Consider the following 13,080-nt stretch of genomic DNA (forward strand, 5'->3'; position numbering starts at 1 on the left):
AGCCAGGTTCTCATCGGTTGAGGTTGTTGATCGTGTCCAGGATGGTGTCAGAAGCCTGCAACACCCGCGCATTGAGCTGATAAGCACGCTGGGCCAGGACCAGGGCCGACATCTCGGTCACCAGGTCCACGTTGGAGCCTTCCACGTAGCCCTGGGTCACGGTGCCGACGCCGGCATCGCCTGGTTTGCCGAGCGAGGCGTCACCGGACGCCGGCGTCACCGCATAGTCGTTGCCACCAACCGAACGCAGGGCTTCGGGCGAGGTGAAGGTAGCCAGTTCCAGGTTGCCGATGATCGAGGTCTGCTGGTCGCTGCCCAGGGTGGCGCTGATTTCACCGGTGCTGGATATGACGATGTTCTTCGCGTCAGTCGGCACCTGGATGTTCTGCGCCAGGCGCTGACCACCGACGGTGGCCAGGTAACCGTCGCTGTCCACCTTGAGTTGCCCGGCACGGGTATACAGGCGCTGGCCATCCTGCCCCACATCACCAGTGGGCTGAATTTCGAAGAAGCCTGCGCCCTGGATGGCGATATCCCAGGTGTTGCTGGTCTGCTGCAGGGTGCCATCGAGCATCACCGGCGAGGTATCGGTAATCTGCGCGCCGGCCCCCACCGCATTGGTCGCAAGGCCCTGCTGCGCCTGACCGGCCGTGGTGCCGGTGACATCGGTGAAGGCCACGCGCGAGCGCTTGTAACCCGGGGTCTGCATGTTGGCCAGGTTGTTGGAGATCACGTCGATCTGTTGCTGCTGCGAACTCAGGCCGCTGGCGGAGATATAAAGCGCGTCGATCATGGGTCAGGAATCCTTGCCAAGCTGGTCGATGCCCGATGAAAGGGCGCTGTGATAGGTGGAGATCGCGTGCTGGACGGAGCTGGCGTGCCGCATCACTTCCATCAGCCGCACCATCTCGTGTCCCGGGTCCACGTTGGAGCCTTCCAGCGCGCCCTGGTGGACATGCGGTTCGGCGGCTGAGAGATCGCCGCTGGCGGCGTAGACATTGCCGCCCATCGAACGCAACTGGCTGGCATCGGCTACATCCACCAGCACCAGGTTGTCGAGCACATCCTCGCCATTGCGGATGGCGCCGTCCTCGCCAATGGTCACTGCGTCGGTGTCCAGGCTGATCGGTCCGCCGCTACCCATGACCGCGCGCCCCATCGCGTCGACCAACTGGCCATCGCTGGTGAGCTTGAATTGGCCATCGCGTGTCAGGAAGGTCTCGCCGTTGGCGCTGACCTGGAAGAAACCCGGCCCCTGCAAGGCAACGTCCAACGAGCGGCCGGTATGCAAAAGGGCGCCATCGCGCGTATCGACCTTGTCCGAAGACATCAGGCTATCGCCGAAGTTGGCCACGTGTTGCAACGCGCGGAAGCCCGGCGTGGTGAGGTTGGCAACATTCTGGCCCAGGGTATCGAGCGCCTGCACGTCGGCACTGAGATAACGGACCATGCCACTGATCGGATCGACCATGCTTATGCTCCTTGCAACACAGGCGTGACGGTGCCAAAGGCACGTACCACCGCCGTATTGGGCAACTCATTGATACCGATGACGGTAACGTGCGGCAGCGAGCGCTGGATCAAGCTGCGCACATGCCGCCGCAATACGGACGGACAAAGCAATACGGGTGCCATGCTGCGGGAGAGCATGGCGTCGGCCTGGCGGGCCAGGTTGCCCAGCAAGCCATCAAGTTGGCCCGGATCGGGCAGCAGCACCCCAGGGGTTTCACGTTGACGCATGGCCTGCAGCATCGAGCGTTCGAAATCAGGCGCCAGGGTGAGCACATGCAGCTCACCCTGGTCGTTGCTGGCCTTCTGGCAAATGCCGGCGCCCAGGCGCTCACGCACGCGTTCGGCCAGGTCGTCGGCTTGCTTGACTGTCTTGCCGGCGTCCACCAGTACCTCGAAAATGGTTTCCAGCGGTCGAATACTCACCTGCTCGCGCAGCAGCACCTGAAGCACTTTCTGGATATCGCTGTACGACATCACCGCCGGCACCAGCTCGTCGACCAGGCTGGCCTGGCGCTCTTTCAACCGAATCGCCAACTGCTCTACTTCGGCACGGGTCAGCAGATCAGCTGCATGCCGCTTGAACAGTTCATTGAGATGGGTGATCAGCACCGTCTCGGTGTCGACCAGGGTGTAGCCCGCCCCACGGGCGAACTGGCGGCTTTCGGTGTGGATCCACTGCGCTGGCAAGCCGTAGGCAGGATCTCGGGTTTCCCGACCTTCCAGCTTCGGCCGCTGGCCGCCGGGATTGATCGCCAGCACGCTACCAAACTGCAGCTCGCCCTGCCCGATGCGGTTGCCATGAAGCATCACCTGGTAGCTCAGGTCGCCAATGGTTCCAGCGGCCATATCGCGCGTCATCACCGAGGGCAGCACAAAACCAAAATCAAGCGCGAACTGCTTCCTCAAGCCCTGGATTCGCTCGGTAATCCCGGTGCTCCGTTCACGCAACGCGGCGGCCAGTCCCTGCCCGATGCGCAACTCCAGCGCATCAATCGCCAACGACTTGTAGAAGTCGTCCTCGGCCGGCTTGGACAACACCTCGATCGACGATTCACCGGGATCCGGTGCACCGGACTTGCTGCGGCGTGCCAGGTAAAGCAGTCCACCGATCGCCAGCAGCACCACGGCCACTGGCAGCACCGGCAGCCCGGGCAGCAACATCAGCACCAGCAAGGTCACACCCACCACCAGCAGCGTGCGCGGATTGGAAAGCACCTGACGGGCGATCTCGCCACCCAGCTCGGCGTCCGAAGCTGCGCGGGTGATGATGATGCCGGTAGCCACCGCGATCACCAGGGACGGAATCTGGGTAACGATGCCATCGCCCACGGTCAGCAAGGTGTAGCGGTGTACAGCTTCGGTCCAGGGCATGCCGTGCTGAAGCATGCCGATGGATAAGCCACCGAGGATATCGATCAGAAGGATGATGATGCCGGCGATGGCATCGCCCTTGACGAACTTGGTGGCGCCATCCATCGCGCCATAGAAGTTGGCCTCACGCTCGATCATGCTGCGCCGGCGTCGGGCCTCGACCTCGTCGATCAGGCCCATGTTCATGTCGGCGTCGATGCTCATCTGCTTGCCGGGCATGCTGTCCAGGGTAAAACGCGCCGCCACTTCCGCCACGCGTCCCGCGCCGCTGGTTACCACCACGTATTGCACGACCACGAGGATCAGGAACACCACCAGGCCAATTACGTAATTGCCGCCGACCACATACGATCCCACTGCGGCGATCACGTGACCGGCGCTGCCCCCGCCCAGGATGAGGCGCGTGGCCGAAACATTCAGGCCCAGCCGGAACAATGTGGTGATCAACAGCAGCGACGGGAAGGTCGAGAAGCTCAACGGTGAATCGGTAAGGAAGGTCAGCAGAAGGATCAACAAGGCCACGCTGAAATTTACGATCAGCAGGAAATCCAGCAACCCCGCGGGGATCGGCACAAACAGGATCGTCAGGATGAAAATCACCGCTGCGACAAGCGCGATATCCTGCTTCCCGCTCAACCAACGCATGCCGCCGCTCATGACAGCACCTTGTGGCCCGGGCGGGACATCACCCAGCGATAGAGCGCACCCACTTCGGTGTAGTGGCCCGCCGAGACAGGCTGGTCGATGCCCACATCAGAGAACAACGCGCGCGCCAGTGCCGGCGACCGCACCACAGGAACACCGCTGCGTGCGGCCACCTTGCGAATGCGCACCGCCATCAGCCCCGCGCCCTTGGCCAGCACGATCGGCGCCGCCATGCGCTGCTTGCGGTACTGCAATGCCACCGCCACGTGTGTCGGGTTGGTAACGATGACATCGGCCGAAGGCACGCGCGCGACGGCCTTGATCCGCGACAGCATCTCGCGTGCCAGACGTCGGCGCCGCGACCGGATGGCCGGGTCACCCTGGGTGCGCTTGTGCTCATCCTTGATGTCGGTACGGCTCATGCGCATCTTGCGCAGGAACTCCCGTCGGGAATAAATGACATCAAGTACGGCAATCAGGCCCAGCACGGTCAACATCCAGCCGGTAACCCGTCCGAACAATCCGGCCAGCAGCGAGGGAACTGCGTCCACGGGCGCCGCGGCGCTGGCCAGCAACATCGGCCAGTTGGCGCGGATCAACCAGGCCATCAAGGCCACCAGCACGCCCAGCTTGATCACCAGGCGCGCCAGGTCCCACACCGTGCGTAGTGAAAAAATGCGCTTGAATCCTTGCACAGGGTTCATCCGCGACATGTCCGGCTGCAGCGGCGTTATAGACAACAAGCCACCTGTTTGCAGCACGTTCGCAGCTACCGCCGAGACCACCAGAGCCAGCACCGCCGGCAAAAGCGCCTGCCCCACCGGCGCAAAATTTCCGCCGATCCAATGTGCGAAGCCCTCGCCAAAAGTGGGCGCGGCGCCAGCCATGGCGATCGATGACCGCATGGCCGCGGCGCAAGCCCGGGCCAGGCCAACCAGACCCGAGGAGAACGCCATCAGGAATACCGCAAGCGTTACCACGGAAGTGAGCTCAGTACTCTTGGCAGCCTGCCCCTTGCCCCGTGCTTCTTGCAGGCGGTGATGGGTTGGCTGCTCGGTCTTGCCCTGGGTCTCGGCCATCTCAGGTGCCCACAAGACTAGCCGAACGCGTCAACGCGTCCTGAAACAGGCGGCCGATCAACGCCGGTGCCAACCGAAGCGAAGCGGCCAGAAGCACCAGCATTGCCACCACTTTGAGCGGCAGCGCCAGGAAGTAGACATTGGCCTGCGGCATCGAGCGGCTTGCAATGGCCACGAACACGTCGATGACGAACAAGCCCAGTACCACCGGCAACACCACCATCAAGCCCAGTACGAACTGCGAGCCCAACAGGCCGAGCAAGGTATCCAGGCTGGCCGAGCGTGCCAGGCCACCCAGTGGCATCAGGCGCGCCGAGGCCACCAGGCCACGCAACACGAGCAGATGGAACCCTCCTGCGAAGAACACCAGGGTGCCGGCCAGTGAAAGCAGAGTGCCCAGCAAGGAATCGGTGCCCTGGACGGCAGGGTTGAACAAGCTGGCCGATGCCAGTCCGGCCTGCAGATCCAGCAAGCGGGCAGGCAGACTCAACGCGGCCATCGGCAGCATCACCGCAAGGCCAAAACAGGCGCCCGTCACCAGCTCCGAGATACAGGCGACGAACAAGCTCACCGGTTCGGCCACGGCTGGCATAACCGCAACAAGCAGAACGGAAAGCGTTATCAGAAGTACAGCGCGCACCGGCACCGGCGCCCAACTAAAGGGTGTCATGGCCGGCACCATCAGCAACGGCGTGAACCGCAGCATCGCCAGCATCCACGCCGTCGGTAAGGACATCGGACTCATGTCGCGCTCATGCCGGCGGCCATGCCGATCACATGCCGGGCAAATTCCACCACCACAGCCATCATCCATGAGCCCAGCATCAGGAACATCACCACCACCAGCACCAGCTTGGGGATGAAGGTGAGTGTCATTTCCTGGATCTGGGTAACGACCTGCACCACGGATATCAACAATCCCACCAGCAAGGTACCGATCAGGATCGGCGCGGAGACCTTGGCCGCCGTCAGCAGCATCTGCGCCAACAAATGCATCCCGGTATCCGCGTCCATGCCTAGTTCACCGAAGCCTTCCGAAGCTGGTCGCGCAGGCGGCCGATGAACACTGCACCGCCACCTTGGGCATTCACCCCAGCCTCGGCCAGGATGCCCTCGACCAGGGCAGCTGCATCCTGCTCACGGCCTTCGGTCTGCCACAGCAAACTCTGTGCATAGCGTGCGTTTCGACCGGAAGGGTCCAGCCGCATGGCCACCTTGATCTGACTTCGCGCGTCTTCAGTACGACCGTTCAGCGCACTGATCACGGCAAGGCCGCCGTGTGTCTCACCGAAGTTCCGATCCAGCGCCATGGCCTGGTCGAACGACGCCGCGGCAGAGGCGATATCACCTTCGAGCAGGTCGCACCAGGCCAATGCATGCCAAGTGCCCAAATGCTGCGGCATGAACTTCACGGCACGGTCCAGGAACGCACGCGCCGAACCGATATCGCCACGCAACATCAAGGCCTCGCCCGCACCGGCAAGCGCCCTGCCCGCCGCGGGCTGGGTCGACAGGATCGCCGAAAATGCCTGATAGGCCGCCGACGCATCGTGCGACCACAAGTGCAACGTGCCCAACACCGTCAAGGCGTCGGACTGCCCGGTCTGTAGGGAAAGTGCGCGCTCAGCCGCGGCACGAGCCTGATCGGCCTGCGCCAGATCCAGGTGCAGCATGGCCAGTAGACCCCAGGCTTCTGCCATGGAGGCGTTCTCTGCCAACACCGCCTGGACGATGAGCATGGCATCGTCGAACTGTCGGCGATGTTGTAACAGGCGGGCGTGCAGCAAACCGATGGCGGGCACCGTGACCGATTGCGGAATCATCGGCGCAAGCGTGGCCTCAGCTGCGTCCAGCTCGCCCATGCACAGGCGGGCAAACGACAGATCGTGGCGAACCGCAGGCGTATCCAGACCGCCAGCAAGCAAGCCTGCCAGCAGGAAGTTCGCTTCGCGGAAACGGCCGGTCTGCAGTGCAAGCCGGGCGCTACGCAAAGCAACAGGTTCGGACGAACCCGTCGATGCGGAAACGCGTGACGCGACATCCGCCGCTTCGTCCAACTGACCGGCGGCAAGAAGCTCATCAAGGAAATCGAGCAGCAGCCGGTCGTTGCCCGGATCTTGCTGTGCAAACGCACGCAGCTGGTTCAGTCGATCCACGAGCCGGCCACTCCCTGGCACAGACAAGCACGCGACGCCACGCCGGCATCGACGAAGACAACTGCGAACACTAAATTCCCCCTGGTAAATCCAACTGCTGATGCATACGCTGCGTGAAGAGCGCAGGAGGATTTAGCGACAACTTCCCAGCGGTTGCAACAAGAATTTTGGTGTAGGAAAAGCCTTACAAGCGAGTTTGCGACGCGCAAGTTCTTGCGAAGAACGTGCTGACTATCGTTTCACGCAGAAAGCCGATGATCTGTTCTTCGATTAAGGCAGGTCTCACGTCCAATCACTGCCATCCTCCCGCGACACTGGAGCGGCAATACCGCGCCGCATTAATAATGGATGTCATACGACTTCCAGCTTCGCACGTGATCTTCGCCCAACGCCGCGCGGGTCTCGCGGGTCTCGATGTCCTGGGTCGCGAGTCGTTCGACGCTTGCTGCCTGAAAATCAGTCGATTTGCAAATAGCTCTGTATGTGCTCGATTATTACAGCTTGCATTTCTGACTTCCAGATGAGCGGAATCTTCCAATCCGTGCCTTCCAATAAATGCACCACAATTTGAATTTGATCATCAAACTTTGAAAAATCTGCGCTGATAAATGTCCACTTCTCGCCAACAGGGTGCGCATCCCCATCTGCGTCGACGAAAGCTTTAACGACACGGTATTGTTTTCCACGGACCAACCCGTGCCTGCTTTCCCAACTGTTGGGGGACGGTGGCACAGGACTGATGACAGATTCAGAAGCGTATGGCCCTTGCATTTAATTTCTCACTCTTAATTTATTCATGGCACAGGCCTAAAAGTCGCCTTATTAGGAACGAAATATTGTATCCCTTTGCCAGCACCCGAGCCTGGCACTATGTCGCCCGGTGGATAGAGATAATCAGGCCTAGCAACTGATTGGAGCGCCGTTACTGGGCTGTCATTTTGAAAGATCGTTAGTGTTTGGTCTGTGACACTAAGCCCGGACTCGAGCGGCGTCGTTCCGATTGGGGCGAAATAATTTCCAACTTGCCCTGGACGAACATATTGCTGCAGGCTTGTGCCGGCGTCGAGCGTAGTAACGTTCACAGGCTGGCTAAGGTCGATACCTCCAATATGTTGAAGAGCACGCTCTTCACTGAATCCAGCTTGGTTGGTATAAAAGTCTAGTGCCGTAGCGTGATTCAACGCCTCGACGCTAGTGGCGCTGTCCGCAGCTCCAGTAACTGCAGTGCTTAGAACAATGTTGTCAGCAGCCTGCGCCGCAATCGTCGCTGTAGCATCCGCGGCCTCACCGCCATTGGCAAGTGACTCAGCCGCGGAGGCACTGTCAGCGACAGCAGCGGTGCGCGATGCACTGCCAAACGAGGCGACTATCCCTTGGCCAAGGCGCCAGCCACCGGCCAGAAGTCCCGGCAACTCGGATGCGAGCTTCGCTCCGCCCAGCACCCTGGAGGCATAGTCACCGGCCTGCTCGGAGGGCGTCAGCTCGAAAGGAACATCGACGGGAGCACGCGCGTCCGCCCAAGCGGTCTTTTGGTTTGCCTGGGCCCATACGCGATCCTGGCTTCCGCCCGTGAGGTAAGCGGCCGCGCTTTGCGCAGTTGCATCGAACAGACTCGAGGCCGATGCGACGTAATGGTTCAGCGTCGCCACGCCATTGATGGTTCCCTTCACGGCACCCACGAAAGGCGAGAACACGAATGCCTTCCATTGTTCGGACTGGAACCTCTCAAGCTCGGCCTCCGAGACAGGCTCGTCTACCGTCGGCGATGGCTGAGAACTACGGGTAATCCCCCACTTTTAACGGCCATCAGAAGTGGCGGGATTACCTGGCGAGCTTGGCGGCGTCCACCTGCTCGCGCACCGTCTGTGTCAGGCGATTGGGCGAAAACGCTTCGCCCAGATGCGTCAGGAATAACGTGCCATCGTCACCACCGCCGACCAGTTGCAGCCGCACATCGGCTTGATCGCGATGTCGTAGCGTTCTTCAAACAATGCGGCAAGGGCTTCCAGACACGGATCAAGAAATACTCCGGGCCTACATGGAGGCTCAACAGCGTAGATAGCAGAACGCCCGCGCAAGGCGGGCGTTCTTTAACCCTATCCCTGAGAGAACGATTTATAAAAAACCCTGTTCTCCCAGTCGCTATCGTACGCCGCAATGATTTTCTCTAACGGCCGCCCATTAGCTTTGGGGTTTCTCATGTCTCGAAGAGCTCCTTCTGCCCAAACCTTAACTTCTGGCCACCGCAGCTTATGCATGAGGAAGGCAACAGGTTCATCGCTAAGAGAACCACTCGAAAAAAGCGACGTAATCAAAGCCACCGCTTCGGCTCGACTAACATTCTTTCTGTCGATAATTTCAAGACATCGAACGTAACACGGCTCAGCTTTGTCGAAAGAGTATTCAATATCCAACACCCCTTCGGCAGCGAGAAGTTCGGCTTTAAGCAACTCAAGATCTGACAAGGCACCCTCCGCATTGCGTCTGTTCATTGCCAACTCCTGTACTGAAATGTCCCTGTGGCGTTTAAGCCTGCGTTATTGAACGCATTCTCAGTCACAGGTTGGAGAGTTGGTCCAAACGGCTGGTAATGCCCAGATGAATTATCAATCCACCGGATATTTCCGTTTAGCAACTGTACCTCTCCAGCAGACTGCACATCCGCTCCTCCAGTCAAGCTTGTATGTCCACTCCTGCCGACGAGCAGCGTGCCGTCCTCAGTGACTACATAGTTGAAATTTCCACTGATACCCGAAAGCCGATTCAACGGCACGAATTTGGGATCGCCAATGGCGATCATCTGGGTACAAGTTACTGAAGAGTGTAGGGCCTTCACTAGTCGTATCAGCAACAACGTTTACAGGAGACAGGTTGACCGCATTCGCCGGATTCGCTTCTGTGTTTGGAACAACAAAACGCCCGCGCTAGGCGGGCGTTTTCAACGATTTATCTTGCCGGACTATCGCTTCGCTTTCGAAAGACCTTCGAACCGGCCGCTAAAATCAACGAACGGCTCTTGGTTGATCGTGGATACGTAACTCAATGGGAATAGCGATTCAACCGTCTGCCCTGCCATATCAGGCCGCGATTGAAGGAACGCATCCAATTGTTTGGTAGAGAGATCATGCAGATTCATGTTGACGTGAAAGACTCGATCGCCACCGAACAACCCGAAGGAAAAGACTCTTTCGATCCCAACTACATATCCCGAGAAGGACTTACCTTGCGGGGTAGTAAAGGTCGCACGAATTGACAGCATGCGCTCAGATTCCGGGAGTTGATCGACCCTTACCACGGGATGGTAAAGATCATCTTCGTCGTCAAAGCACCAAATTGCGCAAGCCAAAAACTCTTGTGCAGCAAGCACCTTCTTTGCATCAGTGGTCAAGTTGAACTCCTTGAATCATTCCCGAATCCCGGAGCAGCATCTGCGCTGCAGTTCGGCCCGAACTCGGCGTGATGACAATGTTCTGCCCCACGCCACCAATCGGATCGAACCGATCGAAGAGGCGAGCAGCAACCGCCGGATCCTCCAGAGACACTATCTGGATTGGAACCTCATTTACTCCGGCCATGTTAAAGGCGATAAGGCGGCGATTGTCAATTGAGAACGGCAAATCGTTGTGTATCACAACCTGAAGCGGATCACCCACGTGGTCAGCAGTCACCGCCCCAGATTGGAGATCGGTGACAAGACTGTTGATCGTACCGCCCTTCGTGAAAAAAGGACTAGCGTCGGATTGCGTGAATCGAATTTGGGCTGGATCTGCGCGATAGAAACCCGGTGCTATGTCACCAGGAGCTGAAAGATCGACAAACGGGACATGACTACCGCTAGCTGCGTCGACTGTCGTGATTGGAACAACTCTCTCGGCATCCTGCGCCGCAATCGTCGCCGTAGCATCCGCGACCTCACCGCCGTTGGCAAGTGACTCAGCCGCGGAGGCACTGTCAGCGACAGCAGCGGTGCGCGATGCACTGCCAAACGAGGCGACTATCCCTTGGCCAAGGCGCCAGCCACCGGCCAGAAGTCCTGGCAACTCGGATGCAAGCTTCGCTCCTCCCAGCACCCTGGAGGCATAGTCACCGGCCTGCTCGGAGGGCGTCAGCTCGAAAGGAACATCGACGGGAGCTCGCGCGTCCGCCCAAGCGGTCTTTTGGTTTGCCTGGGCCCATACGCGATCCTGGCTTCCGCCCGTGAGGTAAGCGGCCGCGCTTTGCGCGGTTGCATCGAACAGACTCGAGGCCGATGCGACGTAATGGTTCAGCGTCGCCACACCATTGATGGTTCCCTTGACGGCACCGACGAAGGGCGAGAACACGAATGCCTTCCATTGTTCGGACTGGAACTTCTCAAGCTCGGCCTCCGAGACAGGCTCGTCCACCGTCGGCGATGGCTGAGAACTGCGGGTGTAGGTGAGCAATCCACGCGATTCGCCTAACGTGGCGTCCGACATGGAGGCATATCCCGAACTGGGGGAAGCCGTGACGTGCAGACCGGCCAGTTCCGCGACGGGGACCACCGCATAAGGTGGTTGTACCGGGACCGTCCCCGGGCCGACGTTGTAGATATCACGTACGGGTAAACCTTGCTGGCTGGGACTATTTAGCGAGCTGCCCGTGAGAAGCCAGTCGGCCGCTTTACCGTAAGTGCTTTCCCCAAGCTGTTCTATTTCTTGCAGATGACTATTTGGCGCGTCATCAAGAAATGCGTCGGACGGTTGTGCATCCGCAGATGCGCTATCTGATGCGCTAAACGTCATGGCGCCAGCGGCCATCATGGAGGTTGCAAGCGAGAGTTCGCCTGGGCTAGCTGTGGTGTCCGGGGAACTGGCGCCGGATGGGGCGAATGCACTGAAGGCTGACGGAACCGCGGTACCGTCGTTAATGCCAGCGTAGACATTCGCGGCGGGCAACGTGTTCTGAGGCTCCGACTGCAATTCCGGTGCGATCGCATAAGCGATGGCGCTTGCTCCGACGTCCTCGCCGATGCTCGCCCAACTCTGGACATGGTTATCCCCAAGCGCCTGGCTGACCTCTCGCGTTACGACATCGCCCGCGGTGCGAGATGCGACCTGAAGCCCGGGCCCACCGATCACTCGACCGATGCTGCTGTCGTTCAGTGACGTGCCGATTTCCCCGCTTACATAGTTACCCGCGGTGGCGGCCACCAGTCCGGCCCAGCTGAAATGCTCGGGTTGGCCGGTGGCTCGATCAACCAGCGCATCGGCCGCGTAGTTGGAGACGCCCTGCAGCACCAGGCCGCTGCCATTGAGGAGCGGTTGGCCGTAGGCATCGACCTGACCCGTAGCGAACGCAGCATCGTCCACCGTACCAAGCTCGCCGCTGATGGCGCCGCCGATCGCGCCCTTGGCGGCCGCGGTCAGCAGTTCCGTGAAGTTGAACCCGCTATGCGTACCGACCGCATCGCCGACCAGCTGACTGGCCGCGTCGCCCGCGGCGCCGGCGGCCGCACCTGCCGCGATGAGGCCCCAACCGGCTTCCGCGGCGGCTCCGTACGTCACCACCGTCACGATGATCGCAATGGCGATGACCACGATCTCGGCGATCGCATTGCAATGCGCCTGCACCGGTGGAGGCGGCGGCGCGATCGTCGGCAAGGTCGGCGTGGTACTGCCGCTGATCGCACCCGGGTTATACGGCTTGTACGTCGAACTATCGTTGATGTTGGTCGACACCTGCGGCACCACCAGGTCCTGACCCACCGCCAGCTGCCCATCGCTGGTCAGCGCATTGGCCGCCGCGATGACGTACCACAGGCTCGCATCGCCATACAGCTCCTGCGCAATGCTCTTGAGCGTATCGCCCGCCTGCACGATGTAGCCGCTGGTGCCGGCGTTGGTGTTGCTGAAGGCCGTCACCTCCGACAGCACGTCCACCGTGCCGCCTTCATCCCAGCTGGCCACCTGTTGCCCATTCACATAGGCGTAGTGCTGGTTCTCATGGCTCGGATCCGTGCCCTGGTCGAGCGTGCTGCCGCTGGCGGTGCCATCCCTTCGGGTCAGGATCTGGCCGTTGCCGTCGTAGCTGAACACCCGGGCCGTATCGGCCACGGTGCCGCCGGTGTACTGCGTGTGCTGCTCGATGGCGATGCGATCGCCGCGGTTGTCGTAGTAGCTCTCATCGGTGGTCGGGCGGACGTTGGTGATATTGGACGTACCGGTGGTGGTGGATTCCAGGTAGCCGTCCTTCATCAGGTAGGTCACCTGGTACTGGTCCACGCGACCGCCGCCGGACAGGTACTGGTACGCCACCACGTTGCCTTCGGCGTCGTAGCCGGCCACGCCATCGGGGCC

The 13,080-nt window shown here is 60.4% G+C and carries 14 protein-coding genes; 1 reads left to right on the forward strand and 13 read right to left on the reverse strand.

Annotated elements, in window-relative coordinates; genetic code table 11:
• Window positions 1-10: 10 nt before the first annotated feature.
• From VGM61_RS09435 to VGM61_RS09480, 10 genes are all read right to left on the reverse strand, one after another.
• Window positions 11-793 (reverse strand): flagellar hook-basal body complex protein, encoded by a 783-nt coding sequence (locus VGM61_RS09435; protein WP_331522529.1) that lies wholly within the window; start codon window positions 791-793, stop codon window positions 11-13.
• A gap of 3 nt (window positions 794-796) precedes the next feature.
• Window positions 797-1,471 (reverse strand): flagellar hook basal-body protein, encoded by a 675-nt coding sequence (locus tag VGM61_RS09440; RefSeq protein ID WP_331522530.1) that lies wholly within the window; start codon window positions 1,469-1,471, stop codon window positions 797-799.
• 2 nt (window positions 1,472-1,473) lie between these two features.
• Window positions 1,474-3,540: a flagellar biosynthesis protein FlhA gene (locus VGM61_RS09445; protein ID WP_331522531.1), complete on the reverse strand. Its 2,067-nt coding sequence runs from the start codon at window positions 3,538-3,540 to the stop codon at window positions 1,474-1,476.
• Window positions 3,537-4,607 (reverse strand): EscU/YscU/HrcU family type III secretion system export apparatus switch protein, encoded by a 1,071-nt coding sequence (locus VGM61_RS09450; protein ID WP_331522532.1) that lies wholly within the window; start codon window positions 4,605-4,607, stop codon window positions 3,537-3,539. Before VGM61_RS09450 ends, VGM61_RS09445 begins: the two co-directional genes overlap by 4 nt.
• 1 nt (window position 4,608) lies before the next feature.
• Window positions 4,609-5,352, reverse strand: coding sequence for a flagellar biosynthetic protein FliR (locus VGM61_RS09455; protein WP_331522533.1), 744 nt, complete (start codon window positions 5,350-5,352; stop codon window positions 4,609-4,611).
• Window positions 5,349-5,603: a flagellar biosynthetic protein FliQ gene (locus tag VGM61_RS09460; RefSeq protein WP_331522534.1), complete on the reverse strand. Its 255-nt coding sequence runs from the start codon at window positions 5,601-5,603 to the stop codon at window positions 5,349-5,351. The genes VGM61_RS09455 and VGM61_RS09460 overlap by 4 nt, the downstream gene beginning before the upstream one ends.
• 20 nt (window positions 5,604-5,623) lie before the next feature.
• Window positions 5,624-6,763 (reverse strand): tetratricopeptide repeat protein, encoded by a 1,140-nt coding sequence (locus tag VGM61_RS09465; protein WP_331522535.1) that lies wholly within the window; start codon window positions 6,761-6,763, stop codon window positions 5,624-5,626.
• Between the two features lie 456 nt (window positions 6,764-7,219).
• The gene (locus VGM61_RS09470) at window positions 7,220-7,534 is read right to left on the reverse strand and encodes a hypothetical protein (RefSeq protein WP_331522536.1); all 315 of its coding nucleotides are present in this window, start codon (window positions 7,532-7,534) and stop codon (window positions 7,220-7,222) included.
• Window positions 7,535-7,557: 23 nt separating this feature from the next.
• Window positions 7,558-8,457 (reverse strand): hypothetical protein, encoded by a 900-nt coding sequence (locus VGM61_RS09475; protein WP_331522537.1) that lies wholly within the window; start codon window positions 8,455-8,457, stop codon window positions 7,558-7,560.
• A gap of 127 nt (window positions 8,458-8,584) precedes the next feature.
• Entirely contained in the window at window positions 8,585-8,716 is a 132-nt protein-coding gene (locus tag VGM61_RS09480) for a hypothetical protein (RefSeq protein WP_331522538.1), read from the reverse strand.
• Between VGM61_RS09480 and VGM61_RS19535 the strand changes: the two genes are divergently transcribed.
• Window positions 8,674-8,934 (forward strand): BrnA antitoxin family protein, encoded by a 261-nt coding sequence (locus tag VGM61_RS19535; protein ID WP_414694844.1) that lies wholly within the window; start codon window positions 8,674-8,676, stop codon window positions 8,932-8,934. The genes VGM61_RS09480 and VGM61_RS19535 overlap by 43 nt on opposite strands.
• On the opposite strand, the gene VGM61_RS09485 is transcribed toward VGM61_RS19535, so the two are convergent.
• The 3 genes from VGM61_RS09485 to VGM61_RS09495 all read right to left on the reverse strand — a co-directional run.
• The gene (locus VGM61_RS09485; RefSeq protein WP_331522539.1) at window positions 8,860-9,255 is read right to left on the reverse strand and encodes a hypothetical protein; all 396 of its coding nucleotides are present in this window, start codon (window positions 9,253-9,255) and stop codon (window positions 8,860-8,862) included. The two genes, VGM61_RS19535 and VGM61_RS09485, sit on opposite strands and share 75 nt — an antisense overlap.
• A gap of 467 nt (window positions 9,256-9,722) precedes the next feature.
• A complete protein-coding gene (locus tag VGM61_RS09490) occupies window positions 9,723-10,151 on the reverse strand; it encodes a hypothetical protein (protein WP_331522540.1) in 429 nt (142 codons plus the stop codon).
• A partial coding sequence (locus VGM61_RS09495) for a LysM peptidoglycan-binding domain-containing protein (RefSeq protein WP_331522541.1) occupies window positions 10,141-13,080 on the reverse strand: 2,940 nt, incomplete at its 5' end. The genes VGM61_RS09495 and VGM61_RS09490, both read right to left, overlap by 11 nt.

Origin of the sequence: Pinirhizobacter sp. (assembly GCF_036499745.1) — a bacterium.
Classification (GTDB): domain Bacteria; phylum Pseudomonadota; class Gammaproteobacteria; order Xanthomonadales; family Rhodanobacteraceae; genus Pinirhizobacter.

Excerpts from the sequence above, each read along its gene's own strand:
- VGM61_RS09435 (WP_331522529.1), bottom strand. The coding sequence starts at position 793 with ATGATCGACGCGCTTTATATCTCCGCCAGCGGCCTGAGTTCGCAGCAG.
- VGM61_RS09440 (WP_331522530.1), bottom strand. The coding sequence starts at position 1,471 with ATGGTCGATCCGATCAGTGGCATGGTCCGTTATCTCAGTGCCGACGTG.
- VGM61_RS09445 (WP_331522531.1), bottom strand. The coding sequence starts at position 3,540 with ATGAGCGGCGGCATGCGTTGGTTGAGCGGGAAGCAGGATATCGCGCTT.
- VGM61_RS09450 (WP_331522532.1), bottom strand. The coding sequence starts at position 4,607 with ATGGCCGAGACCCAGGGCAAGACCGAGCAGCCAACCCATCACCGCCTG.
- VGM61_RS09455 (WP_331522533.1), bottom strand. The coding sequence starts at position 5,352 with ATGAGTCCGATGTCCTTACCGACGGCGTGGATGCTGGCGATGCTGCGG.
- VGM61_RS09460 (WP_331522534.1), bottom strand. The coding sequence starts at position 5,603 with ATGCATTTGTTGGCGCAGATGCTGCTGACGGCGGCCAAGGTCTCCGCG.
- VGM61_RS09470 (WP_331522536.1), bottom strand. The coding sequence starts at position 7,534 with ATGCAAGGGCCATACGCTTCTGAATCTGTCATCAGTCCTGTGCCACCG.
- VGM61_RS09485 (WP_331522539.1), bottom strand. The coding sequence starts at position 9,255 with ATGAACAGACGCAATGCGGAGGGTGCCTTGTCAGATCTTGAGTTGCTT.